General features: G+C 52.3%; 9 protein-coding genes. 6 read left to right on the forward strand and 3 right to left on the reverse strand.

All coding sequences use genetic code 11. From position 1 onward, the window contains the following. Positions 1-746 precede the first annotated feature (746 nt). On the reverse strand, positions 747-2,075 hold the full coding sequence (locus F1728_RS30120; protein WP_155367103.1) for a sulfatase-like hydrolase/transferase: 1,329 nt from the start codon (positions 2,073-2,075) through the stop codon (positions 747-749). Between the two features lie 11 nt (positions 2,076-2,086). After that, positions 2,087-4,048: an acetylxylan esterase gene (locus F1728_RS30125; protein WP_194242599.1), complete on the reverse strand. Its 1,962-nt coding sequence runs from the start codon at positions 4,046-4,048 to the stop codon at positions 2,087-2,089. A gap of 270 nt (positions 4,049-4,318) precedes the next feature. On the opposite strand from F1728_RS30125, the gene F1728_RS30130 reads away from it, so the two are divergent. The 5 genes from F1728_RS30130 (at position 4,319) to F1728_RS30150 (ending at position 13,786) form a co-directional block, all read left to right on the forward strand. Next, on the forward strand, positions 4,319-7,063 hold the full coding sequence (locus tag F1728_RS30130; protein ID WP_155367105.1) for a sulfatase-like hydrolase/transferase: 2,745 nt from the start codon (positions 4,319-4,321) through the stop codon (positions 7,061-7,063). A 238-nt stretch (positions 7,064-7,301) separates the two neighbouring features. Beyond that, positions 7,302-8,942 (forward strand): DUF1549 domain-containing protein, encoded by a 1,641-nt coding sequence (locus F1728_RS30135; RefSeq protein ID WP_228030416.1) that lies wholly within the window; start codon positions 7,302-7,304, stop codon positions 8,940-8,942. A 43-nt stretch (positions 8,943-8,985) separates the two neighbouring features. After that, positions 8,986-10,245 (forward strand): DUF1501 domain-containing protein, encoded by a 1,260-nt coding sequence (locus F1728_RS30140; protein WP_155367106.1) that lies wholly within the window; start codon positions 8,986-8,988, stop codon positions 10,243-10,245. After that, complete coding sequence (locus F1728_RS30145) at positions 10,242-11,300, forward strand: WD40 repeat domain-containing protein (protein WP_155367107.1); 1,059 nt, start codon at positions 10,242-10,244, stop codon at positions 11,298-11,300. The genes F1728_RS30140 and F1728_RS30145 overlap by 4 nt, the downstream gene beginning before the upstream one ends. A 116-nt stretch (positions 11,301-11,416) precedes the next feature. Then, positions 11,417-13,786, forward strand: coding sequence for a dienelactone hydrolase family protein (locus F1728_RS30150; RefSeq protein ID WP_155367108.1), 2,370 nt, complete (start codon positions 11,417-11,419; stop codon positions 13,784-13,786). A gap of 18 nt (positions 13,787-13,804) precedes the next feature. On the opposite strand, the gene F1728_RS30155 is transcribed toward F1728_RS30150, so the two are convergent. Further along, positions 13,805-15,823, reverse strand: coding sequence for a CehA/McbA family metallohydrolase (locus tag F1728_RS30155; protein ID WP_155367109.1), 2,019 nt, complete (start codon positions 15,821-15,823; stop codon positions 13,805-13,807). A 472-nt stretch (positions 15,824-16,295) separates the two neighbouring features. On the opposite strand from F1728_RS30155, the gene F1728_RS30160 reads away from it, so the two are divergent. Continuing rightward, entirely contained in the window at positions 16,296-18,569 is a 2,274-nt protein-coding gene (locus F1728_RS30160) for a peroxidase family protein (protein WP_155367110.1), read from the forward strand. The last annotated feature ends 135 nt before the right edge of the window (positions 18,570-18,704 follow it).

Genomic DNA, 18,704 nt, shown 5'->3' on the forward strand with positions numbered 1-18,704 from the left:
CTGGCTGCAGAAAAACAGATCACGGACCTGCAGAAGTCCGTGGCACTCCAGCAGGCGGCGGAATGTGCCCGTCAGCTGAAACAGGAATCACAAGCGGAATCGCTGGCTGAAAAAATACCACTGGAAACGGTGGCGAAGACAGTGCGCATGCAGAATCTGCTGGCACAGCGAAACTATGCTGAGTTGATTCAGCAGTTCCAATCAGAGGATTTTCAGGCCTGGCCATTCAGTCAAGTTGGAGAAGCCGCTCTGGCGCGGGGAATGGCCCGTTTACGAATGAAGCAGGGAGAGGCTGCTGAGACCGATCTGACACTGGCGTTGAATTATACCCCGGATCCACGCATCCACTCGCAAATCCTCCTGTTGCTTGGGGAAAACCGAGAACATAACTTGTCGGATGAAGCCGGGGCTCTGAAGGCGTATCGTCAGAACTATGAGAGGGCCTCACGGATTGGGGCAGCGGATCAGTTCCGTTCGATTGCGGGGGCGGCCCGGATTCTCACGAAACAGGGGAAATACGACGATGCATTACAGGCGCTGGAAAAAGCCGATATCGATCAACTCAAAGGATTCTGGCGCCATGAAATGCAACTCGCGAAGGGGTACACGCTGGCTGCTGCAGGAAATAAGCAGGCTGCGCAGCAGATTTACCAGAGTGTGCTGCAGGACAAGACCTCATCTTCAGGGCACCGCCAGCAGGCTGAGGAACAGCTCAAACAACTGGGGGCACCCTGATTCCCAAGTGATTAATGGGTCGGCTTCAAAGGTCCCTGCATCTTCTCAAGCGTGTCTTGTAAGGAAGCATAGTTGCGTTTTGCTTTTCCCGATAACGCATCTGTTTTCAGGGGAGACTTCTCCAGCGGGTCCTGTTTGAGCTCGAAGAAGCGGCCGTCATCGTAGAGTTTCCAGTTCAGAGAACGGACACAACGTTTACCTCGATGTTCAATAAAGATCCAGTCGCGACGATCTTTCCCGGAAGCCCCCTTGAGAACTTCAGCAAAACTGACTCCATCCCGGGGCACGCCATCATCCTTGAGGCCGGCGACATCCGCGACCGTCGGCAGGTAATCGGTCAGGTCAACCATGGTGTTGACTTCCTGGTTTGCTTTGATGTGTCCCGGCCAGTTCGCAATCAGGGGGACCCGGGTACCGGTATCATCCAGTTTACCTTTGCCGCCAGGGACGATTGTGTTGTTCCGTACCGAAACCACTTTAGGACGCACCATCTTCCCCTGTTCGTTGACATACAGGTAGCTCGCGGCGGGTGTCCCGTTATCGGTGGTGAAGAGGATCAGGGTATTATCGCGGACTCCCATTTCATCCAATGCCGCTACCAGGCGACCTACCATGTCATCCATGGATGTCATCATCTCAGCAAAGGTCAGCCAGTGTCCGTCATGTGCGTAAGCGACATGCTTTCCTTTCAGGTCATCAGTCACATCATGGCAGAGGGCCATCGGGTAATAGGCGAAAAATGGCTTCCCCTCTTTATGGCTCTCTTTCATGAAGTCAATCAGAAAATCGGTATAAATATCCGGCCCATATTTGCCCTCGGTGTTATTCAGTAACTTGCCATTCTGGTAAATCAGTGGATCATGATAGCGGCCCCCTTCATGCCAGCCAAACAGACACCACTTGTCAAAACCGACGCGGCTGGGATGATCCAGGTCGTTTTTCATGAAGCAGAGCTGCCATTTCCCGGCAACTGCAGTCGCATAGCCGGCCTGCTGCATGCGATCGCCAATACAGATTCCCTCAGCAGCGTCTGGAAAGTCTCCCCATTTCGAGCCTGCTTTACCAAACCGGAACGGATAACGGCCCGTCATCAGGCAGACGCGAGAAGGGTGACAGACGGGCATCGAGTATGCCTGAGTGAACTTAAGACCTCCCTGGGCCAGCTTGTCAATGTGGGGAGTCGGATAGCTCTGGCCCCCGTAACAGCCGATGGCATCACTGCCCACATCATCCGCCATAATGAGCAGAATGTTGGGTTGGGACTCAGCAGCAGACAGGACAGCCGGGGAAATGAATAGCAGCGCGAACGCCAGTGTATAAACAAACTTCAGGGCAGGCATGGGGAAACTCCTCAGGGGGTAGTAGATATCAATGCTTTCAGATCGGGTAAATCATAATAACGCAATCCAGCATGAACCGCATTGTGGATGTGCTGGTGTGCATCTGGTGTCTTCATTAACGATCTCCAGGACGGAATTCCGCCTCTGGCAGTCAACTCAGAGATCAGTTCGGGCTCCAGAGCGGCAGCGTGGAGTCCCGCCGGGGTAAGTTCCCCCTCAGTAACGAGACGCAAGGACTCCGCCTGTCGTTGCGTTTTCAACCATCGGGCACTGACCAGCATATCTTCTGTCCGCATACTCAACCAGGAACGTCCCAGCATGTAAGCGATGTAATAATCGGCTCCGAAGAACCGCCAGTTGCGGGTTGTGGTTTCGCCTGTGTCACGAACTTCGACGATGAGCACCGGATGCCCATGGCGATGCAGTTGCCGCGCTTCTTTGACAGCGCTGTTCATTCCCGTTGCGGGGGCCAGCAGGACAGGCGGGGCGGTTCCTCCGGGCCAGTATAATGCAGGGAGGACAATTCCGGGTTCAGGGTGGATGATCAGTCGCAGAGGTTCATCACGGTTTGAGCCAGACTGAAACTGCAGTGACTTTGCACGTCTGCCATTCGAACCGATGAGTTCGACTCGCGGCTCTGGCAGTTGCGTCAATTTTCGAATTCCGGTTATCTGGTGAATCAGGTTGCGTGTCAGGGGAGGTCGCTTCAAGGCCAGTCGCCGTTCTTCAGCCTGATTTACTTCCAGCAGCGAACGGGCCAGAGGCAGTTGTTGTACCTGGCCGCTGGGGGTGACCTGCAGTTCCCGATCTGTGTAGACCTTGACGGAAGCCTCTTCGAAAACGTTAATCTGGCGTCCCTGCAACCAGAGTGCAAAGAATCGGACGGCTCCTTCTCTGAGTCGTTGGCTGAAACCATGTTTTTCATTGGCTTCGATCAGTGAAATCCGTTCTGGGTATCCGAGCAGGGTATAGGCTCGCTTGGCCTGTCTGAAGGCATCCCAGGTGCCTTCAATCGGAACAAAATCACGCGTCGCAGCCAGGATGAGCGTTGGTTTAGGGGCACGACTGAGGATGAAGTCCGGGTGATCAAAACCTTCGCGGATTTGAGCATACAGATTCTGCTCGGCATCACCGGGGCCGGGGCTTTCGTTTTTCTCGCGATGGGTGGTCATGAAACAACCCGGCGCAGCTGCCTGGATCCGCTCATCATAGGCCATCAGAAAACTGGTGAGGTTGCCTCCCCCTGAATTCCCGGTGCAACCAATACGTTGCGCGTCGACATCGGGGCGACTGCAGAGATAATCGAGAGCACGGACCGCGTCCCAGACCATGTACCCGCCCAGGCTGCGTCCCAGCAGAATCGGCGCGACTCCCAGTTCCTGGTGTTCATGACTGGCACGATGTGCTGGTTTTCCGTCAGAATCGATGATCTGTTTACGTTCCCCCTGACCGATGGGATCAAAGCAGAGCACTACGAAACCCTGTTTGACCAGTAACTGGTTCGCTTTCTGGTAAGATTCGTACGCTTTTCCGTTTTCACTGTGTCCCAGGGGATGCAGAATCGCCGGGAAGGGGCCCGGGCCATCGGGACGATACAGGTTCGCGGTCACATAAAAACCGGGCTGGCTCTCAAAGTAGAGCTTTTCGATTGTGAAGCCATTGGCTTCGATCGTGCCGGTAACCATGGGATTGAGAGGAGTCTGTGGCGGCATCTCTCCCAGGCACTTACGTAATGTCTTCCGAAGTTTTTGCTGATATGCGGCGAAGCGTTCTGGAGAACCTAGTGCCTGCTCGAATTCTATTCGGCGTTGATCGAGTGCCCGATGGCTCTGTTGGCGCAACCAGCTGCGCATCATCTGCTGTGTTTTGTCTGCATTGAAATCGGGAGGCAATACGCGATAGGGTTTCTGGGCCAGGCTTTCGCTGCAGATGGCGCTTAGAATGATGACCAGGCTGAGAATAAATGACTTCACGGAAGTTTCCGTTCTGACAGGTGGGACGCTGGGGTAAGATGAATCTAACTTCATCCTAACAGCTCACTTTCACTCAAGTCCAGTGTGATTGATGTCCCGCTATGAGAGGACCCGATAATTGAAATCTGTGTCGAGAGTCAGTTGCGCATTTGTGATACCCGGTACCTGATGGCTATAATTAACTTTCAATCTAGTGTGTTACCCGTCTAAGTCAAACCTTTCTATCGACTGTTTTATGTCATCAAAGAGCCACATCAGGGGAGTTAACAGATGCGCTTATCTGGAATTACCTGTCTTATCCTGGTACAGCTGTTCGTATCAGCTGTCTTAGCAGGAACGCCTCGACCGGATATGGTCATCTTTCTCTCAGACGATCATACCTGGCGTGATTCCTCAGTCTATGGCTCTCCCGATATCAAAACTCCCAATATGGATCGCCTGGCGGCCCGGGGGATGACGTTCAACAACGCGTTTGTTGCTTCTCCCAGTTGTGCCCCGAGTCGCGCCGCGTTGCTCACAGGATTGTATCCTGCCAATAACGGAGCAGAACCCAATCACTTCCGGCCACGGGCCGAAATCAAGAAGTTGCCCGCGTACCTGCAGGAACTGGGATATGAGGTCGTCTCATTCGGTAAGGTCGGCCATTATAAACAGACGCCTGAATACGGGTTCGACATCGCCCGTCATTTTCGCTATCACGAAGATATTGCGATTCCCAAAGCCATTGAATGGCTCCAGCAGCGTGACAGTGATCGGCCACTCTGTCTGTTTGTCGGTACGAACTGGCCTCACGTACCCTGGCCGGAAGAGATTGGTGACATCGATCCGGCAGCATTGCAGGTGCCTCCTCATCATGTGGATACGCCGGTCACCCGAGAGTGGCGGGCGAAATACATGGCCGCCATTCAGACTATGGATCGCGAACTCGGGCAAGTCTATGACGTGGCTCGACAGAAACTGGGAGATGATGTCTTCTTTCTGCATACCAGCGATCATGGCGCACAGTGGCCGTTTGGAAAATGGAATCTGTACGACGAAGGGATTCGCACTCCGCTGATAGTAAGCTGGCCGGAACAGATCAAACCGGGGGTTCGTACAGACGCGATGGCATCCTGGATTGATATTCTGCCGACATTGATTGATGTCGCCGGAGGCACGCCCCCTGACTCCATTGATGGCCGCAGCCTGCTCCCCGTCTTGAAAGGGGAAACAACCACACATCGCGAGGTTATCTTCACCACGCATTCGGGGGACGGTGATAACAATGTCTACCCGATGCGGGCTGCTCGAACGCTGGATGGCTGGAAGTACATCCGCAATCTGCATCCCGAGTTCCGGTTTACCAGTCACGTGACGAATGCACGTGCCAAGAACAGTTACTGGGACAGTTGGGTTCAAAAAGCAATCACCCACCCCCAGGCACGACAGAAGGTGCGACGTTATCTCGAACGACCGGATGAAGAATTATACCAGGTCAATACTGATCCCTATGAGCAGCAGAATCGGGTTGATGAACCTGAGCAGGCGGAACGTCTGCGCATGCTGCGACAACAGGTCGATGACTGGCTGGAGGAAACGGGAGACCAGAAAAATGTCTACGGCAGACCACAGCGGATTGCTGCTGAGGATAAACCGAATGTGATCATGGTCTTCATTGATGACATGGGGTGGTCAGATCTCTCCTGTTTTCAGGGAGCAGCTGTTAAAACAGAATATATTGATCGGCTGGCTGCCGAGGGAATCCGTTTTACGAATTTCTATGTGAATTCGCCCATCTGCTCCCCTTCGCGGGTTGCTTTGACTACTGGACAATATCCTCAGCGCTGGCGGATCAATTCTTATCTGGCGCAACGCAAAAAGAACCGGGAACGCGGGCTGGCGCAATGGCTGGAGCCCAAGGCACCTGTGCTGGCACGGGAACTGAAGCATGCGGGATACGCGACAGGGCATTTTGGAAAATGGCACATGGGCGGACAGCGGGATGTGGGAGAAGCGCCTTTGATCACCCGCTACGGGTTTGATCAGAGCCTGACTAACTTCGAAGGCCTCGGCCCACGTGTTTTGCCTCTGAAGGACGCCTATGATGGAAAGCCTCCTCAGAAACATGATCTCGGTTCCGCCAACCTCGGACACGGTCCCATTCGCTGGGAAGATCGTTCCGTCGTAACGGCCGCTTTTGTAAAAGACGCTCTGAACTTTATCGATCAGGCTGAAGCGACGGGCCAGCCTTTCTATCTGAATCTCTGGCCCGATGATGTCCATTCTCCATTCTTTCCGCCCGAAGTCGTGCGTGATGCGACGGACGGAAGTAAACGGGCCCTCTATTACGCGGTTCTCAAAGCCATGGATCAGCAGTTGGGGGCATTGTTTGATCGCATACGAAATGACGTGAAACTGAAAAACAATACATTGATTCTGATCGCGTCCGATAATGGTCCTGAAATCGGCGCTGGTCTTGCCAATCCATTGAGGGGGGCCAAGACCTGGCTGTATGAAGGAGGTGTTCGTTCGCCGCTGATCGTCTGGGGGCCGTCGCTGATCAATCCAAAAGCTGCTGGCACAACAAACAATACGTCCGTACTCAGTGCCCTGGATTTAAACCGCTCGCTGTATTCACTAACGGGTACAGAACTCCCACTGGGAGTCCAGCTCGATGGCGAGGATCTGGCTGATACGTTGCTGGGAAAAGAAAAACAGAGCAGACAGGCACCGCTGTTCTGGAGACGTCCTCCCGATCGGCCGGGGACCAGGGAAGAACCGAATCCAGATCTGGCCGCTCGTGCGGGAAAATGGAAGTTTTACATGAACTACGACCAGACCGGTATTCAGCTTTATGATCTCGAACAGGATATCTCGGAAACCCGAAACCAGGCGGCACAACATCCGGATCTGGTCAAACGTTTGCAGCAGGCGGTCTACGAATGGAATTCCAGTCTTCCTGCAGACGCCGGAGATCCCAACTGGCGGCCGAAAAAGAAACCTGCCAAGACAGGAAAGGAAAAGGCAGCTAACTGAATTTTGAGTCTCATTATTCTCTACAGAATGCCTGTATTGAGTGATGATCTCACGCTTGGAGTGGATCTGCTGAAAAAAGTTAGGATTCATAAGAAAAGATTGAATTGATCGAATTCATCGGCTAGAATCAAACTACCGATCAAGATATGTTCATGCGTCGGTCCCTGCTCGCATCATCCTACCCAAATAGCGTGACCCTATGAGATTACGTTCCTTCCACACAATGGTAGCGTGTCTGGTGTTGGTTCTGTCAGGAATCACATCGACTGTCACTGCCCAGACTCCACTGCATCAGCAGATCGATCAGCTCATTGCTGAAGGAAAGCCGCAGTTTAAAAAACAGGCTGCTCCTCTGGCCGATGATGCCACGTTCCTGAGGCGGGTGACCCTGGACCTGACCGGGACCATTCCCACGGCCGATGAAGTTCGAACTTTTGTTGCAGATTCATCTCCGGACAAACGCAGCCAGCGGATCGATCAGTTGCTTGCCTCACCAGAACACGCCCGAAGGTTACAGTATCTGTTCGACACGATGCTGATGGAGCGTCGACCGGGCAAATATGTGAAGACAGCCGAGTGGGAAGAATACCTGCGTCAGTCTTTTCTGGAGAACCGTCCCTGGGATGAACTGGTTCATGAAATTCTGACTGTCGACGGAACAGATAAGACAACCCGACCCGCGGCCCGTTTTCTGTTGGATCGGGAATTAAAATCCGAAGTCGTGACGCGCGATCTGGGCCGTATCTTTCTGGGACGCGATCTGCAATGTGCCCAGTGCCATGATCATCCCAACGTGAATGATTACCTGCAGCGACACTACCATGGTCTGGATGCCTTCCTGAGCCGCAGCTATCTCTTCAAAGATCCCAAGACCAAGCAGGCCTCGATCGGTGAAAAAGCCGAAGGCCAGGTCTCCTTTACCTCCGTGTTTACTAAAGAAGAGGGGATGACCGCCCCCCGGGTCCTGGATCTTCCCGAAATTCCGGATCCGGCGGACGCGAAAAAAGCCTATAAAGTCAAACCTGCAAAGAATGTGCGTTCGGTCCCGGTTTACAGTCGACGTTTGCAACTGGCGGATGCACTAACCAGTCAGCATAACGAAGCGTTCCGGAAGAACATCGTTAACCGTCTCTGGGCGACGATGATGGGCCAGGGGCTGGTTGAACCGCTCGATATGTGGCACTCGGATAATCCTCCGACCCATCCGAAAATCGTGTCGCTTCTGAGTGAAGAGCTAGCGAATCATGAGTTTAATCTGCGGTACGTGATTCGTGAACTGGCACTGACCCAGACCTACCAGCGCAGCAGTCATGTTTCAGCCGAGACTGAGATCCCCGAGCGATCAGCTTACCAGATGGGCCTGCTCAAACCATTGACCCCCGAACAACTCGCCTGGTCCATGATGCAGGCCACCGGGGTGACCTCGGCGACCTTGGAACGTCTGCAGACGAAACAGCGCAAAGTCGATGAGAAACAGAAAACCAAAAAAGCTGATGACCCTCTCTGGCAGGAAGAGGCGTTACACGGCGCATTGAAAGGGAACGTGGTTGCCTTTGTCCGGACATTTGGGATTGTCGGCGCACAGACCACACGTTTCGACGCCTCGGCTGATCAGGCCCTGTTTCTGCTAAATGGTAACACGATCCAGGCCTGGCTCGCTCCCTCTGGTAATCAATTGACGGCCCGTCTGAAGAAGCTGGATCAGCCGACCGCTATCGCAGAAGAGTTGTATCTTTCCGTATTTTCACGGTTCCCCACCGAAACAGAAATCAAACAGGTGGCCTTGTTCCTGAAAGGTGGCCCGAAGCCTACCGACCAGGATCTGCAACAACTTATCTGGGCGGCACTCTCTTCTGACGAGTTTCGTTTCAATCATTAAACCCATCACCTGAGTTTCTCACTGAGAGGCAAAAGGACATAGTATGAAACGCAATCAAGGATGCCATTCTCTGGATCACCAGATTGCCCGGCGACAATTCCTGGCGGGGGCCGCTGGTGGAGCAGTCTGCCTGGGGCTCTCGGATCTGTCTGCACACGCCGAGACTGTGAAAAGCCAGCATAAACGGATTCTGCAGGTGTATCTCCAGGGGGGCGTCAGCCAATTGGAATCCTGGGACCCAAAACCAGGAACTGAATTCGGTGGACCGTTTCGTGCAATTCCGACCTCAGTTCCAGGCATGCATATTTCTGAGTTGCTGCCTCATACTGCCCAGAGGATGCATCTGCTCTCCATCGTTCGCAGCATTAATCTTAAGACGAACGACCATTCACAGGGACGCCTGTTTATGGAGAAGGGGAGGCGGGCCGGCGAGTATCCCTATATAGGTTCGATCGCCTCAAAGTATCTCGCGCCTGCGAATAGCGAACTGCCGGGATATATTCACATTTCGACAAGAGGACTCAGCGATGCGACGGCTGCTTTCCTGGGAGCACAGCATGCCCAGCTCAAATTTGAAGGGGTGAAGCCACCTCAGAACCTGGGATTACCCCAAAACCTGAACGCGACCGCAAACACACGCCGCCTGCAACTCCGGCAGCAGTTCAACCAGCAGTTTCGACAGGGACGCCGTAAGGCACAGACGGAAACCTTCGATGCTTCGTTTCAGCAGGCTTCCAAATTGATGGCCCGCAAATCGTTCTTCGAGAAAACACCTGACGCCAACGACCTGGAACGCTACGGCAAACATGATTTTGGCCGGAACTGCCTCCTGGCAAGAAAGCTCCTGGAGAATAATGCCACCTGTGTCAAAGTGACCCATCATGGATACGACTCTCATGCTGAAAATTTCAATTTTCATCTTGAGCAGCTCGGGGAATTCGACAAAACATTTTCCATGCTGCTCGATGATCTGCATGAGCGAGGCATGCTGGAGAGTACGCTGGTGATGGTCTATTCCGAATTCGGCCGAACACCGAAAATCAACGTCCGCTACGGACGTGATCACTGGGGAACTGCGTGGTCGATCGCCCTGGGAGGTTGTGGTGTTCAACCGGGAGCCATTATTGGTAAGACCAACGAAAAAGGGACTGCCGTCGCAGATCGCGAAGTCGACGCCGGCCACCTGTTTCATACCTATCTGCAGGCACTGGGCATTGATTCGACCCGCGACCATGAGATCGGCGGACGTTCGATTCCCATCGGTGATCCCACCACACAACCCATTAAGGAGTTGTTAGCATGAAGCCGCAACAGACCACCGAACCACTTGTTGCCTCCAAACCGGTAATTGACTACAACGCCGTCGATCCGGTGCTGACCCACCAGACGGCTGAGTTCAAGCATAAATTCCCTCTGACCTCCTGTAAGGTGGATCCCACCGGAACTCATCTGGTGGCGGGAGCTGAAGATCTGGAAATTCAGGTCTGGAACTTAGAGACCAAGGCTCAGAGAACACTCAAAGGGCATACCAGTTGGGTGCGTTGTTTTGATTTTTCCCAGGATGGAAAAACTCTCTTTTCAGCCTGTTGGGGAGGAGAGATTAAAGCCTGGAATCTGACGGTTGCAGAACCCAAACCTACCTTGAGCATACAGGCGCATCAGGGTTCGGCTCGCTGGGTCCGGATATCCCCTGATCAGACAAAACTGGCAACCTGTGGAAATGATCTGCTCGTGAAAGTCTGGAACGTCAGTGATGGCAAATTACTGCATTCCTTTGCCGGACACGAACGACATGTTTATGCAGTCGATTTCCATCCGGATGGTCAACAGCTGGCCTCTCAGGATCTGATGGGCACCATTCACGTCTGGGATTTGCAGACCGGGAAGAAAGTACGCAGCATCGATGCCGGCGTCATGACCGGGTACGATAACAAATTTGCCGCAGATATGGGCGGCGCCCGCGATTTCAAGTTCAGTACCGATGGCAGCGAACTGGCCAGTGCGGGGATTACAAAAGTCGTGAACTCCTTTGCTGGAGTCCAGGATCCCATCATCGTGTTGTTCGACTGGAAGTCCGGAAAAGCCAAAGCACAACTCAAGCCAGATAAAACATTCCAGGGTATCGCCTGGGGGGTACGTTTTCATCCGGAGAACTTCCTGATTGGCGCTGGTGCCAACAGGAGCGGTAAAGGCGAACTCTGGTTCAGAAAGCCGGGTGAAGAAGAGTTCTTCCACACCATGAAGCTTTCAACTGCAGCACGGGGGCTGGACCTGTTCCAGGATGGCAGGCACCTGGCCGTCGCGCATTCAGATGGGGCGGCACGCGTTTATCGCATGACCGAAAAACAACCCGTCTAGAACACCAATACACGGTGACGGATCTTCCTTCTCGAAGATTAACTGTAGTTAAACGCGCGACAGCTGACTGAAAATACTCCGAGATAGACCACTCTGACTTTCAACAAAGGACGATCATGAATCGACTGAACCTGTCTGCTTTCCTGGTACTGACCCTGCAGGTCAGTCTGATGTTGAATCTTTGTCAGTTGGGGCTTCATGCGGGGGATACACCACCGTGGGCAGTTCTGAAAGCGGCTCCCGATCAAAGCCCCTTACCAGGCACGCAGCAGTTAACCGATCAGAGTGACCTGAGTGCTAAAATGATAAAAGGCATTGATCAGTTCCTGTTAAAACAGATCGCTTTGGCGGCGGAGAATCGAGCCGAGACTTGGCAACGCGATTTCAGTTCCCCTGCCGCTTACGAAAAGTCCATCGCCCCTCAGAAACAGGAGCTGATAAGAATCCTGGGGCTGTCAGATCCGATGGTTTCAGGTCGTTTTTCTTACCTGGAAACTGCTCCTCAAAAAATCGCAAATGACTTTGAGATTTATGAAGTGAGCTGGCCGGTTCTCGATGATCTGCAGGGGGCCGGGTTACTGCTGGTTCCCTCGGGGAAGATCCGCGGAGACATCATTGCGGTGCCTGAAGCGTCTCAGACACCGGAGGACCTGATCTACTCAAAGCAGCCGGGGGGCAGCTACGCTCAGCAACTGGCTCGCTCCGGGTTTCGTGTGCTGATTCCGACTTTGATCAATCGTGAACTCAACAAATGGAATCTGAGTCAGCGGGAATGGCTTCATCGGGCAGCGTTCGAACTGGGACGGACTCTGGCGGGTTATGAAGTTCAGAAAATCCAGGCAGGCGTAAAACTGCTCCAGCAGACCAGCGCGGACTCCTCTCGTCCAGTGGGAATTATTGGCTGGGGAGAAGGAGGGCGACTGGCTCTCTACGCAGCTGCGTTGGATTCTGAAATTGATGTCGCTGCCGTCTGTGGTTATTTTGGTCCCCGTGAAAATCTCTGGCAGGAACCAGCGGACCGTAATGTATTCGGTTTACTTAATTCTCTGGGCGATGCAGAGATTGCCAGTCTGGTGGCACCTCGCTCTTTGATTATCGAGAATGGAACCTGTCCAGAATACGGTTATCGCACGACCGCAGAGGGGAATCTGGAGGTCATTGACGATCACTATCCCAAAATGAAGGGAAAACCAGGCAAACTACTCGTCCCCAGCCAACAAGAGGTTCGGGATGTATTCGCACATGCGCGTCAGTTTGTGGCTGAATTGAAGACTGAAACTCCCTGTCTCACATTGATTGAAGCGAATGAAACTGTTGGTGACAAAACGCTGCAGGCTTTGATTTCCAGCCTTGATACTGACGCGACACTCTCTACTGAAGTGAAACCATTCGAGTTGAAAACGCGCTCGTACGCGGCACAGCGACATGCCGGGCAACTGGCAGAAATTGAGAGACACAATCAGCGGCTGCTGCAACTGGCTTATGAGTCTCGCATCGATTTCATGCAGAATCTCAAGACTGGCTCTTTAGATGAATTTAAGAAAACAGTCGAACCATATCGTGATATTTTCAAGAAAGAAGTTGTGGGCGAATTTGCTCTGAATCTGCTGCCCGCCAATGCCCGAACTCGTAAGTATCAGGAAGGACCGCAGACCGTCAGCTATCAGGTTGAAATGGATGTGTTTCCTGATGTGACCGCATATGGAATTCTCACACTTCCCAAAGATCTCAAGCTGGATGGATCTGAGAAACGACCGGTCGTCGTGACCCAGCATGGTCTGGAAGGTCGCCCCCGGCACACGGTGGGAGAAGAAAAATATGCCGCTTATAAATCCTTCTCAACCCACCTGGCTGAACGGGGCTTTATTACGTTCGCGCCCCAGAATCCGTATATCCTGTTCGATCGTTTTCGGACCCTGCAGTTCAAGGCGCAATCAATTGGTCGGACTCTGTTCTCCATTGCGGTTCCGCAGCATCAGCAGATTACTGACTGGCTGAAAACACAGCCATTCGTCGACGGCAACCGAATCGGCTTTTATGGGATTTCCTATGGTGGAAAATCAGCCATGCGGATACCGCCACTCGTTGAAAATTATGCACTTTCGATCTGTTCAGCTGATTTTGGAGAATGGGTCTGGAAGAATGCAGCCACCGATCAACGGTCCCTGCGGTACAGCTATGTCAACAAAGGGGAATATGAAATCTTCGAATGGAATCTGGGGGGGACCTTCAACTATGCGGAAATGGCAGCCTTGATCTGTCCTCGGCCCTTCATGGTTGAACGCGGTCACTTTGATGGAGTCGAACCCGATGACCGGGTCGCCCAGGAATATGCCAAGGTACGTTTTCTGTATCAGGCGCAACTGGGGATCGGTGATCGAACCACGATTGAATGGATCAAAGGTCCGCATGCGATCCACGAACAGGGCGCTTATGATTTCCTGCACCAGCATCTCAACTGGCCAGAGCCCGAAAAGTCCGAGTGAAACTGACAGGCCTGCGATTTATTCATCTTTATCGTTGGTTGTATCTTGAGCGAGCAGATCCTGGACATGCAGCAGGACGGCGGCATCAGCCTTTACCGCAGATGAATCAAGCAACGCTTTTCGTTGAGCCGGAGAGAAGGAACCGTCCTCTTTTTGAGTTTTCGCAATCAGTCTTTGTGCCGTCTCACGTGGTGCGCTGTATTTTCCATCGCCGTTCACATCCAGGAAAATGGGATTGGTAATAGCCTGAGAAGCCTTGCCATAAGTTGTCCAGCCGGGCAGGGTAATACCATCTCCCAGTACAAACGCAACGACATAAGCGTCGTGAGGAGGGAGTTCCAGTGAAAAGGTCAGCGTCTGATCAGTTGGCTGTTTTGATTTCGTCTTGATGGTCTGGTGAGCAACTTGCTTTCCGTTCACATAGATCATTGCTTCGCGTGGTTGAACCCATGATGGGGAAGCGACTCGTAACGTTGCGGTCAGCTTTGAACCTGTTTTTTTATCAGCGTGGATGGCTTTCACAGGCACCATGTCTCCCATCTGATACTGTCCTTGCAGTTTCAGGTCTGCAAAGATTCCTGCTGATGCCACAGCCCGCCCCTGTGTGAAAGCAGCATACACTTCCCGGGGAACGATCTCAGAGACCTTGTCAGCTGTGCTTTTCAGGTATGTCCGAGCCTGTCCAACCGGATCATTCACGGTGTGGGAATCAGTGGCGCCGACAGCGGTCAGTCTGGAACCACGGTTCAGCAGTGACATCCAGTCTTCCAAAGCGTAGAAAAAATCGGGGATTTTATTCGCAGGCTGAACTACTTCATAACCGTTGAAGTTGAATTCAGGTCCCTCTCCCCGATTCCCCGTGCGTCGATTGAAACGAAACCGACCGAAAGGACCATCCGGAATACTGGGCCAGTAGGGATGGTTCAGGATAATGACCTCGGCTCCTTTGAGCCGCATGTCAGCGATCAGTTCACCCCAGTTATCATTCTCCAGAAACAGGGGATTACGTCCCTTCACGCCGCCGGGGACGGCCTTGGCCGGATCAAAGGGAAATGCTGTAAAATGTCCATTGCGGGTTGTGACTTCATCACCCGAAATCGCATGGAAGTGTGACTGTGTTCCCGTCGATTTCTGAAACGGATGGTAGTCCGAAATATGATTGTGATCGGTGGCTACAGCGACTTCGATTCCTTCGCCGGCGATTGTGATCATGCGTTCTTCGAATGTGGCATTACCGTGACCGCTGCCGGGTAAGGTATGGATATGGCTGTCACAGGCAATAAATCCCGTGGTGTCTACTTCACGTGAAATGACCATAGTATGTGACTGGGGCTGATCGTAATTTACGACGATCGACTGTTCATCGTATCCCCATTCCATCCCTCGCGTGGCGTACAGAGTATACTTTCCCGGGGGTAACTCAAATGTATCCCCAGTGCCTAGCGTATAAAGAATCCCAGGACGGACGGCAGTTGTCGGCTGACTCGCATTATAGAGGTAAGGCAGTTCACCAGATGCATTCACAATTGTCAGCCGTGCGGGAACAGGCTGACCTTCAGGCGTCTGGACCTTTACGGTCACGGCCCCCAGCTGCAACGCCTGCTTCAAAGGACGAGGATCCAAAACGAAATTACGTACAGCTGCAGGTTGGCCTTTGCCGGTAATCGCCAGTGTGTTTTCACCCGTTTTCAGAACCTCTGCTGGAACCGTATAGCCGACCCGCTGAAAACCGTCTGACTTTTTATCAGCCCCAACCTGGCGGGTGTTTGCTTCAAGACGCCCCAGGTCCTGGTCGTTGATGAAGACGTTCCAGTATCTACCGGAGCTTTGTTTCTGTAGCTTCAGGTCGAACAGCAAAGTAAATTCGGTTTGATTGGCGTTAGCAGAGAAAGCTATCTCATAAGCCTTTTTCCCTTCAACCTGATGCGACTTAGCATCAATGACAAGAGCCGGTTCAGCGGAGAGGAGTTCGCTGGTGAAAATGGCCGTGATGCAGATGGTCCATAGAATGAATGCTTTATGACGGGGCAGGTCCATGGAGGGAGAATCCTAATGAGTGTGCGAGTTACCAGGTGGGCGGGAGAATCAGAAGTATTCACAACAGGCATCATCTGTAATGAGAAGTGTGCCTGTTTGCAATCAGATTATAAACGACCAGTTGAAGAACTTCGCAGTGACCATGTGTGAATTTTCTGTGAACAGACTGAATTTCTCTGATGAGTGTCACCGTCGAGTAAAACAGCCTCAATCAATTACTTCAGATTTGTCTATGGATCGAACTCCAGGCATCAAAAAAATATTGTCAAAAGCGGTGGATTTCCGCGACGGGTTTACGTTTATTTCTTAGAGACTCTGAAAGGACGACTCGAGGTCTTGAGCCGTCCGGTTGATCAACTTTTTTGTAGGGCGGGCCTTCGTCAATACAAAAACAACCACGCGCCTGGTGACTGGTGAAGCGCCGTTCGTTCGAACTGTGCGCCAGTGGCCTCGCGCCTCAGGAGATCCCATCATGCTCTTTCGCAAAACCAATCATCAACGCAAGGCTTCTCGTAAATCTTCTCATGCCGCAGTCGTCGAGAACCTTGAAACCCGTCAACTGTTGTCCGCGGCGAATTCACTCATTACAGAGCCAGTCAATCATCAAAATTCGATGTCAGATACAACTCCCGAATATGCGTCGATCGACGGAACGGGAAATAATATCGACAACCCGGAACTGGGCAGTACCGGGACGCTACTGATCCGACTGGCTGAAGCCGCCTACAGTGATGGTCTGTCAACTCCCGCGGGAGAAGACCGGCCGAGCGCTCGGGAAATCAGTAATGTGATCGCAGCGGCAGACTCATCACAGACAAATTCCCGCTATCTGACTGATCTGTTCTGGGTTTGGGGACAGTTTATTGATCACGATATCACTCTGACTGAAGCCGCTCATGATGAATATGGTGACCCATTGGAATCATTTCCAATCGAGGTTCCGACAGGTGACCCCTACTTTGATCCTGACGGCTCTGGAGATAATGTGATCAGTCTGAATAGGAGTGCCTTTGAAGAGGACGAAAACGGCGTACGTCAGCAGATCAATCAGATTACGGCTTTCATTGACGGGTCGATGATCTACGGTTCTGATGCAGAACGGGCCGACCAGTTGAGAACTTTTAGTGGGGGGCAGCTGAAAACCAGCGATGGAGATCTATTGCCTTACGGAGATGATGGATTCTTTCTGGCGGGTGATATTCGGGCTAATGAAAACGTGGCCCTGACGTCAATGCATACTCTCTGGGTACGTGAACACAATCGAGTCGCAACTGAACTGTCGCTGGATAATCCCGACCTGACCGATGAAGAACTTTATCAGCAGGCGCGACAGATTGTAATCGGTGAATTGCAGGCGATCACGTTTAATGAGTATTTACCTGCTTTGTTCGGAGAAGATGCCATCAGTAAATACATGGGATACGATTCCGGTGTTGATCCCAGTATCGCGAACGAGTTTTCCAATGCCGCCTATCGTTACGGCCACACAATGCTGTCGTCTGAACTACTCCGGTTGGATGCAAATGGAGACGTTGCTGCCGAAGGGAATATCTCGCTGGTCAATGCCTTCTTTAACCCGGGAGAACTGGAAGCCAATGGGATTGATTCCCTGTTACGAGGCGCCTCAGTCAACCTGGCACAGGAAATTGACAATCAACTGGTGGATGATGTGCGAAACTTTTTGTTTGGCCCTCCCGGATCCGGTGGTTTTGATCTGGCATCGTTAAATATTCAGCGTGGACGAGACCATGGGCTGGCTGACTATAACGCGACCAGGGTTGCTTTGGGCCTGGAAGCAGTACAGAGTTTCTCAGATATCAGTTCCGATCCAGAAGTGGCAGCAAAACTGGAGGCCCTGTACGGCACGGTTGATAATATCGATCTCTGGGTAGGGGGACTGGCTGAAGATCATCTACCGGGCTCAAGTATGGGGGAGACGTTCACTTCTATCATTGTCGATCAGTTCCAGAGACTGCGGGACGGCGATCGCTTCTGGTATCAGAATATCTTTTCTGGTGATGTATTAAAAGAAATACATGATACGACACTCGCCGATGTGATCGAGCGGAATTCGGAAGTGTCCGGTCTGCAGGAAAACGTATTCTTTGCACCGTCGGTGCTTCAGATCGACCTTGCAGATTTCGGGAGTAATGATGTTACCATTCGCGAGCGAAACGGAAATCTGGAAGTGATCGACAACAGAACCAGGACCGTGATCAGCAGTCAGTCACTGGAAGGCATTGAGCGATTAATGTTGACCGGCAGTCATCACGAACCACAGCAGATCACCATTGCCAATCTGAGCAGTGCCATATTGCCGGGGGGAATGGTTGTAGAATCAGGCAGAAGCCATTCCGATACCTTAGTCTTGAATGGAACAAGCCAGAGTGATTCGATTGCGGTGAATGCAAGTTCTGTAGAAATCTCTGGCCTTCAGGTTGAGTATATAGGACTGGAGCGGATTGTGCTTCAGGGGATGGACGCGAATGATACGATCGCGGTTGCCGGTGGGCTAGAAGTAGATGTCAGCATTCTTGATCACCAGCATCGTGATCGACATCATGAGAGAAGAGGAGATCAGGATCATCTGATGGCGAAGCGAGACAATCACCATCCCAGACAGGAGCCCGTTCGAAACGTAAGGGGGGATTCAATGGATCCAGGTATGATTGTGCTTGATCAAGTATTTGCTTCCAGCGAGCTGGACCAGATTCTGGACCAGTCACCCAAAAGACGTAGACGTTAATCGATAATGAGCGCTGGTTAAGATGGGATTCAATATTTCCGGATCCAGGATCTGGCTCCCCAATTCGGGGCTGGATCCGGAATATTGTTTTTTCGAGTTGTAATGTACAGACTTAGGTAAATACACCAGCCTCAT

It is taken from the genome of Gimesia benthica, from assembly GCF_009720525.1.
In the GTDB taxonomy this organism is placed as follows: domain Bacteria; phylum Planctomycetota; class Planctomycetia; order Planctomycetales; family Planctomycetaceae; genus Gimesia; species Gimesia benthica.

Coding starts and splice junctions, on each gene's coding strand:
- F1728_RS30155 (WP_155367109.1), bottom strand. CDS start 15,823: ATGGACCTGCCCCGTCATAAAGCATTCATTCTATGGACCATCTGCATC.
- F1728_RS30150 (WP_155367108.1), top strand. CDS start 11,417: ATGAATCGACTGAACCTGTCTGCTTTCCTGGTACTGACCCTGCAGGTC.
- F1728_RS30160 (WP_155367110.1), top strand. CDS start 16,296: ATGCTCTTTCGCAAAACCAATCATCAACGCAAGGCTTCTCGTAAATCT.
- F1728_RS30140 (WP_155367106.1), top strand. CDS start 8,986: ATGAAACGCAATCAAGGATGCCATTCTCTGGATCACCAGATTGCCCGG.
- F1728_RS30130 (WP_155367105.1), top strand. CDS start 4,319: ATGCGCTTATCTGGAATTACCTGTCTTATCCTGGTACAGCTGTTCGTA.
- F1728_RS30145 (WP_155367107.1), top strand. CDS start 10,242: ATGAAGCCGCAACAGACCACCGAACCACTTGTTGCCTCCAAACCGGTA.
- F1728_RS30120 (WP_155367103.1), bottom strand. CDS start 2,075: ATGCCTGCCCTGAAGTTTGTTTATACACTGGCGTTCGCGCTGCTATTC.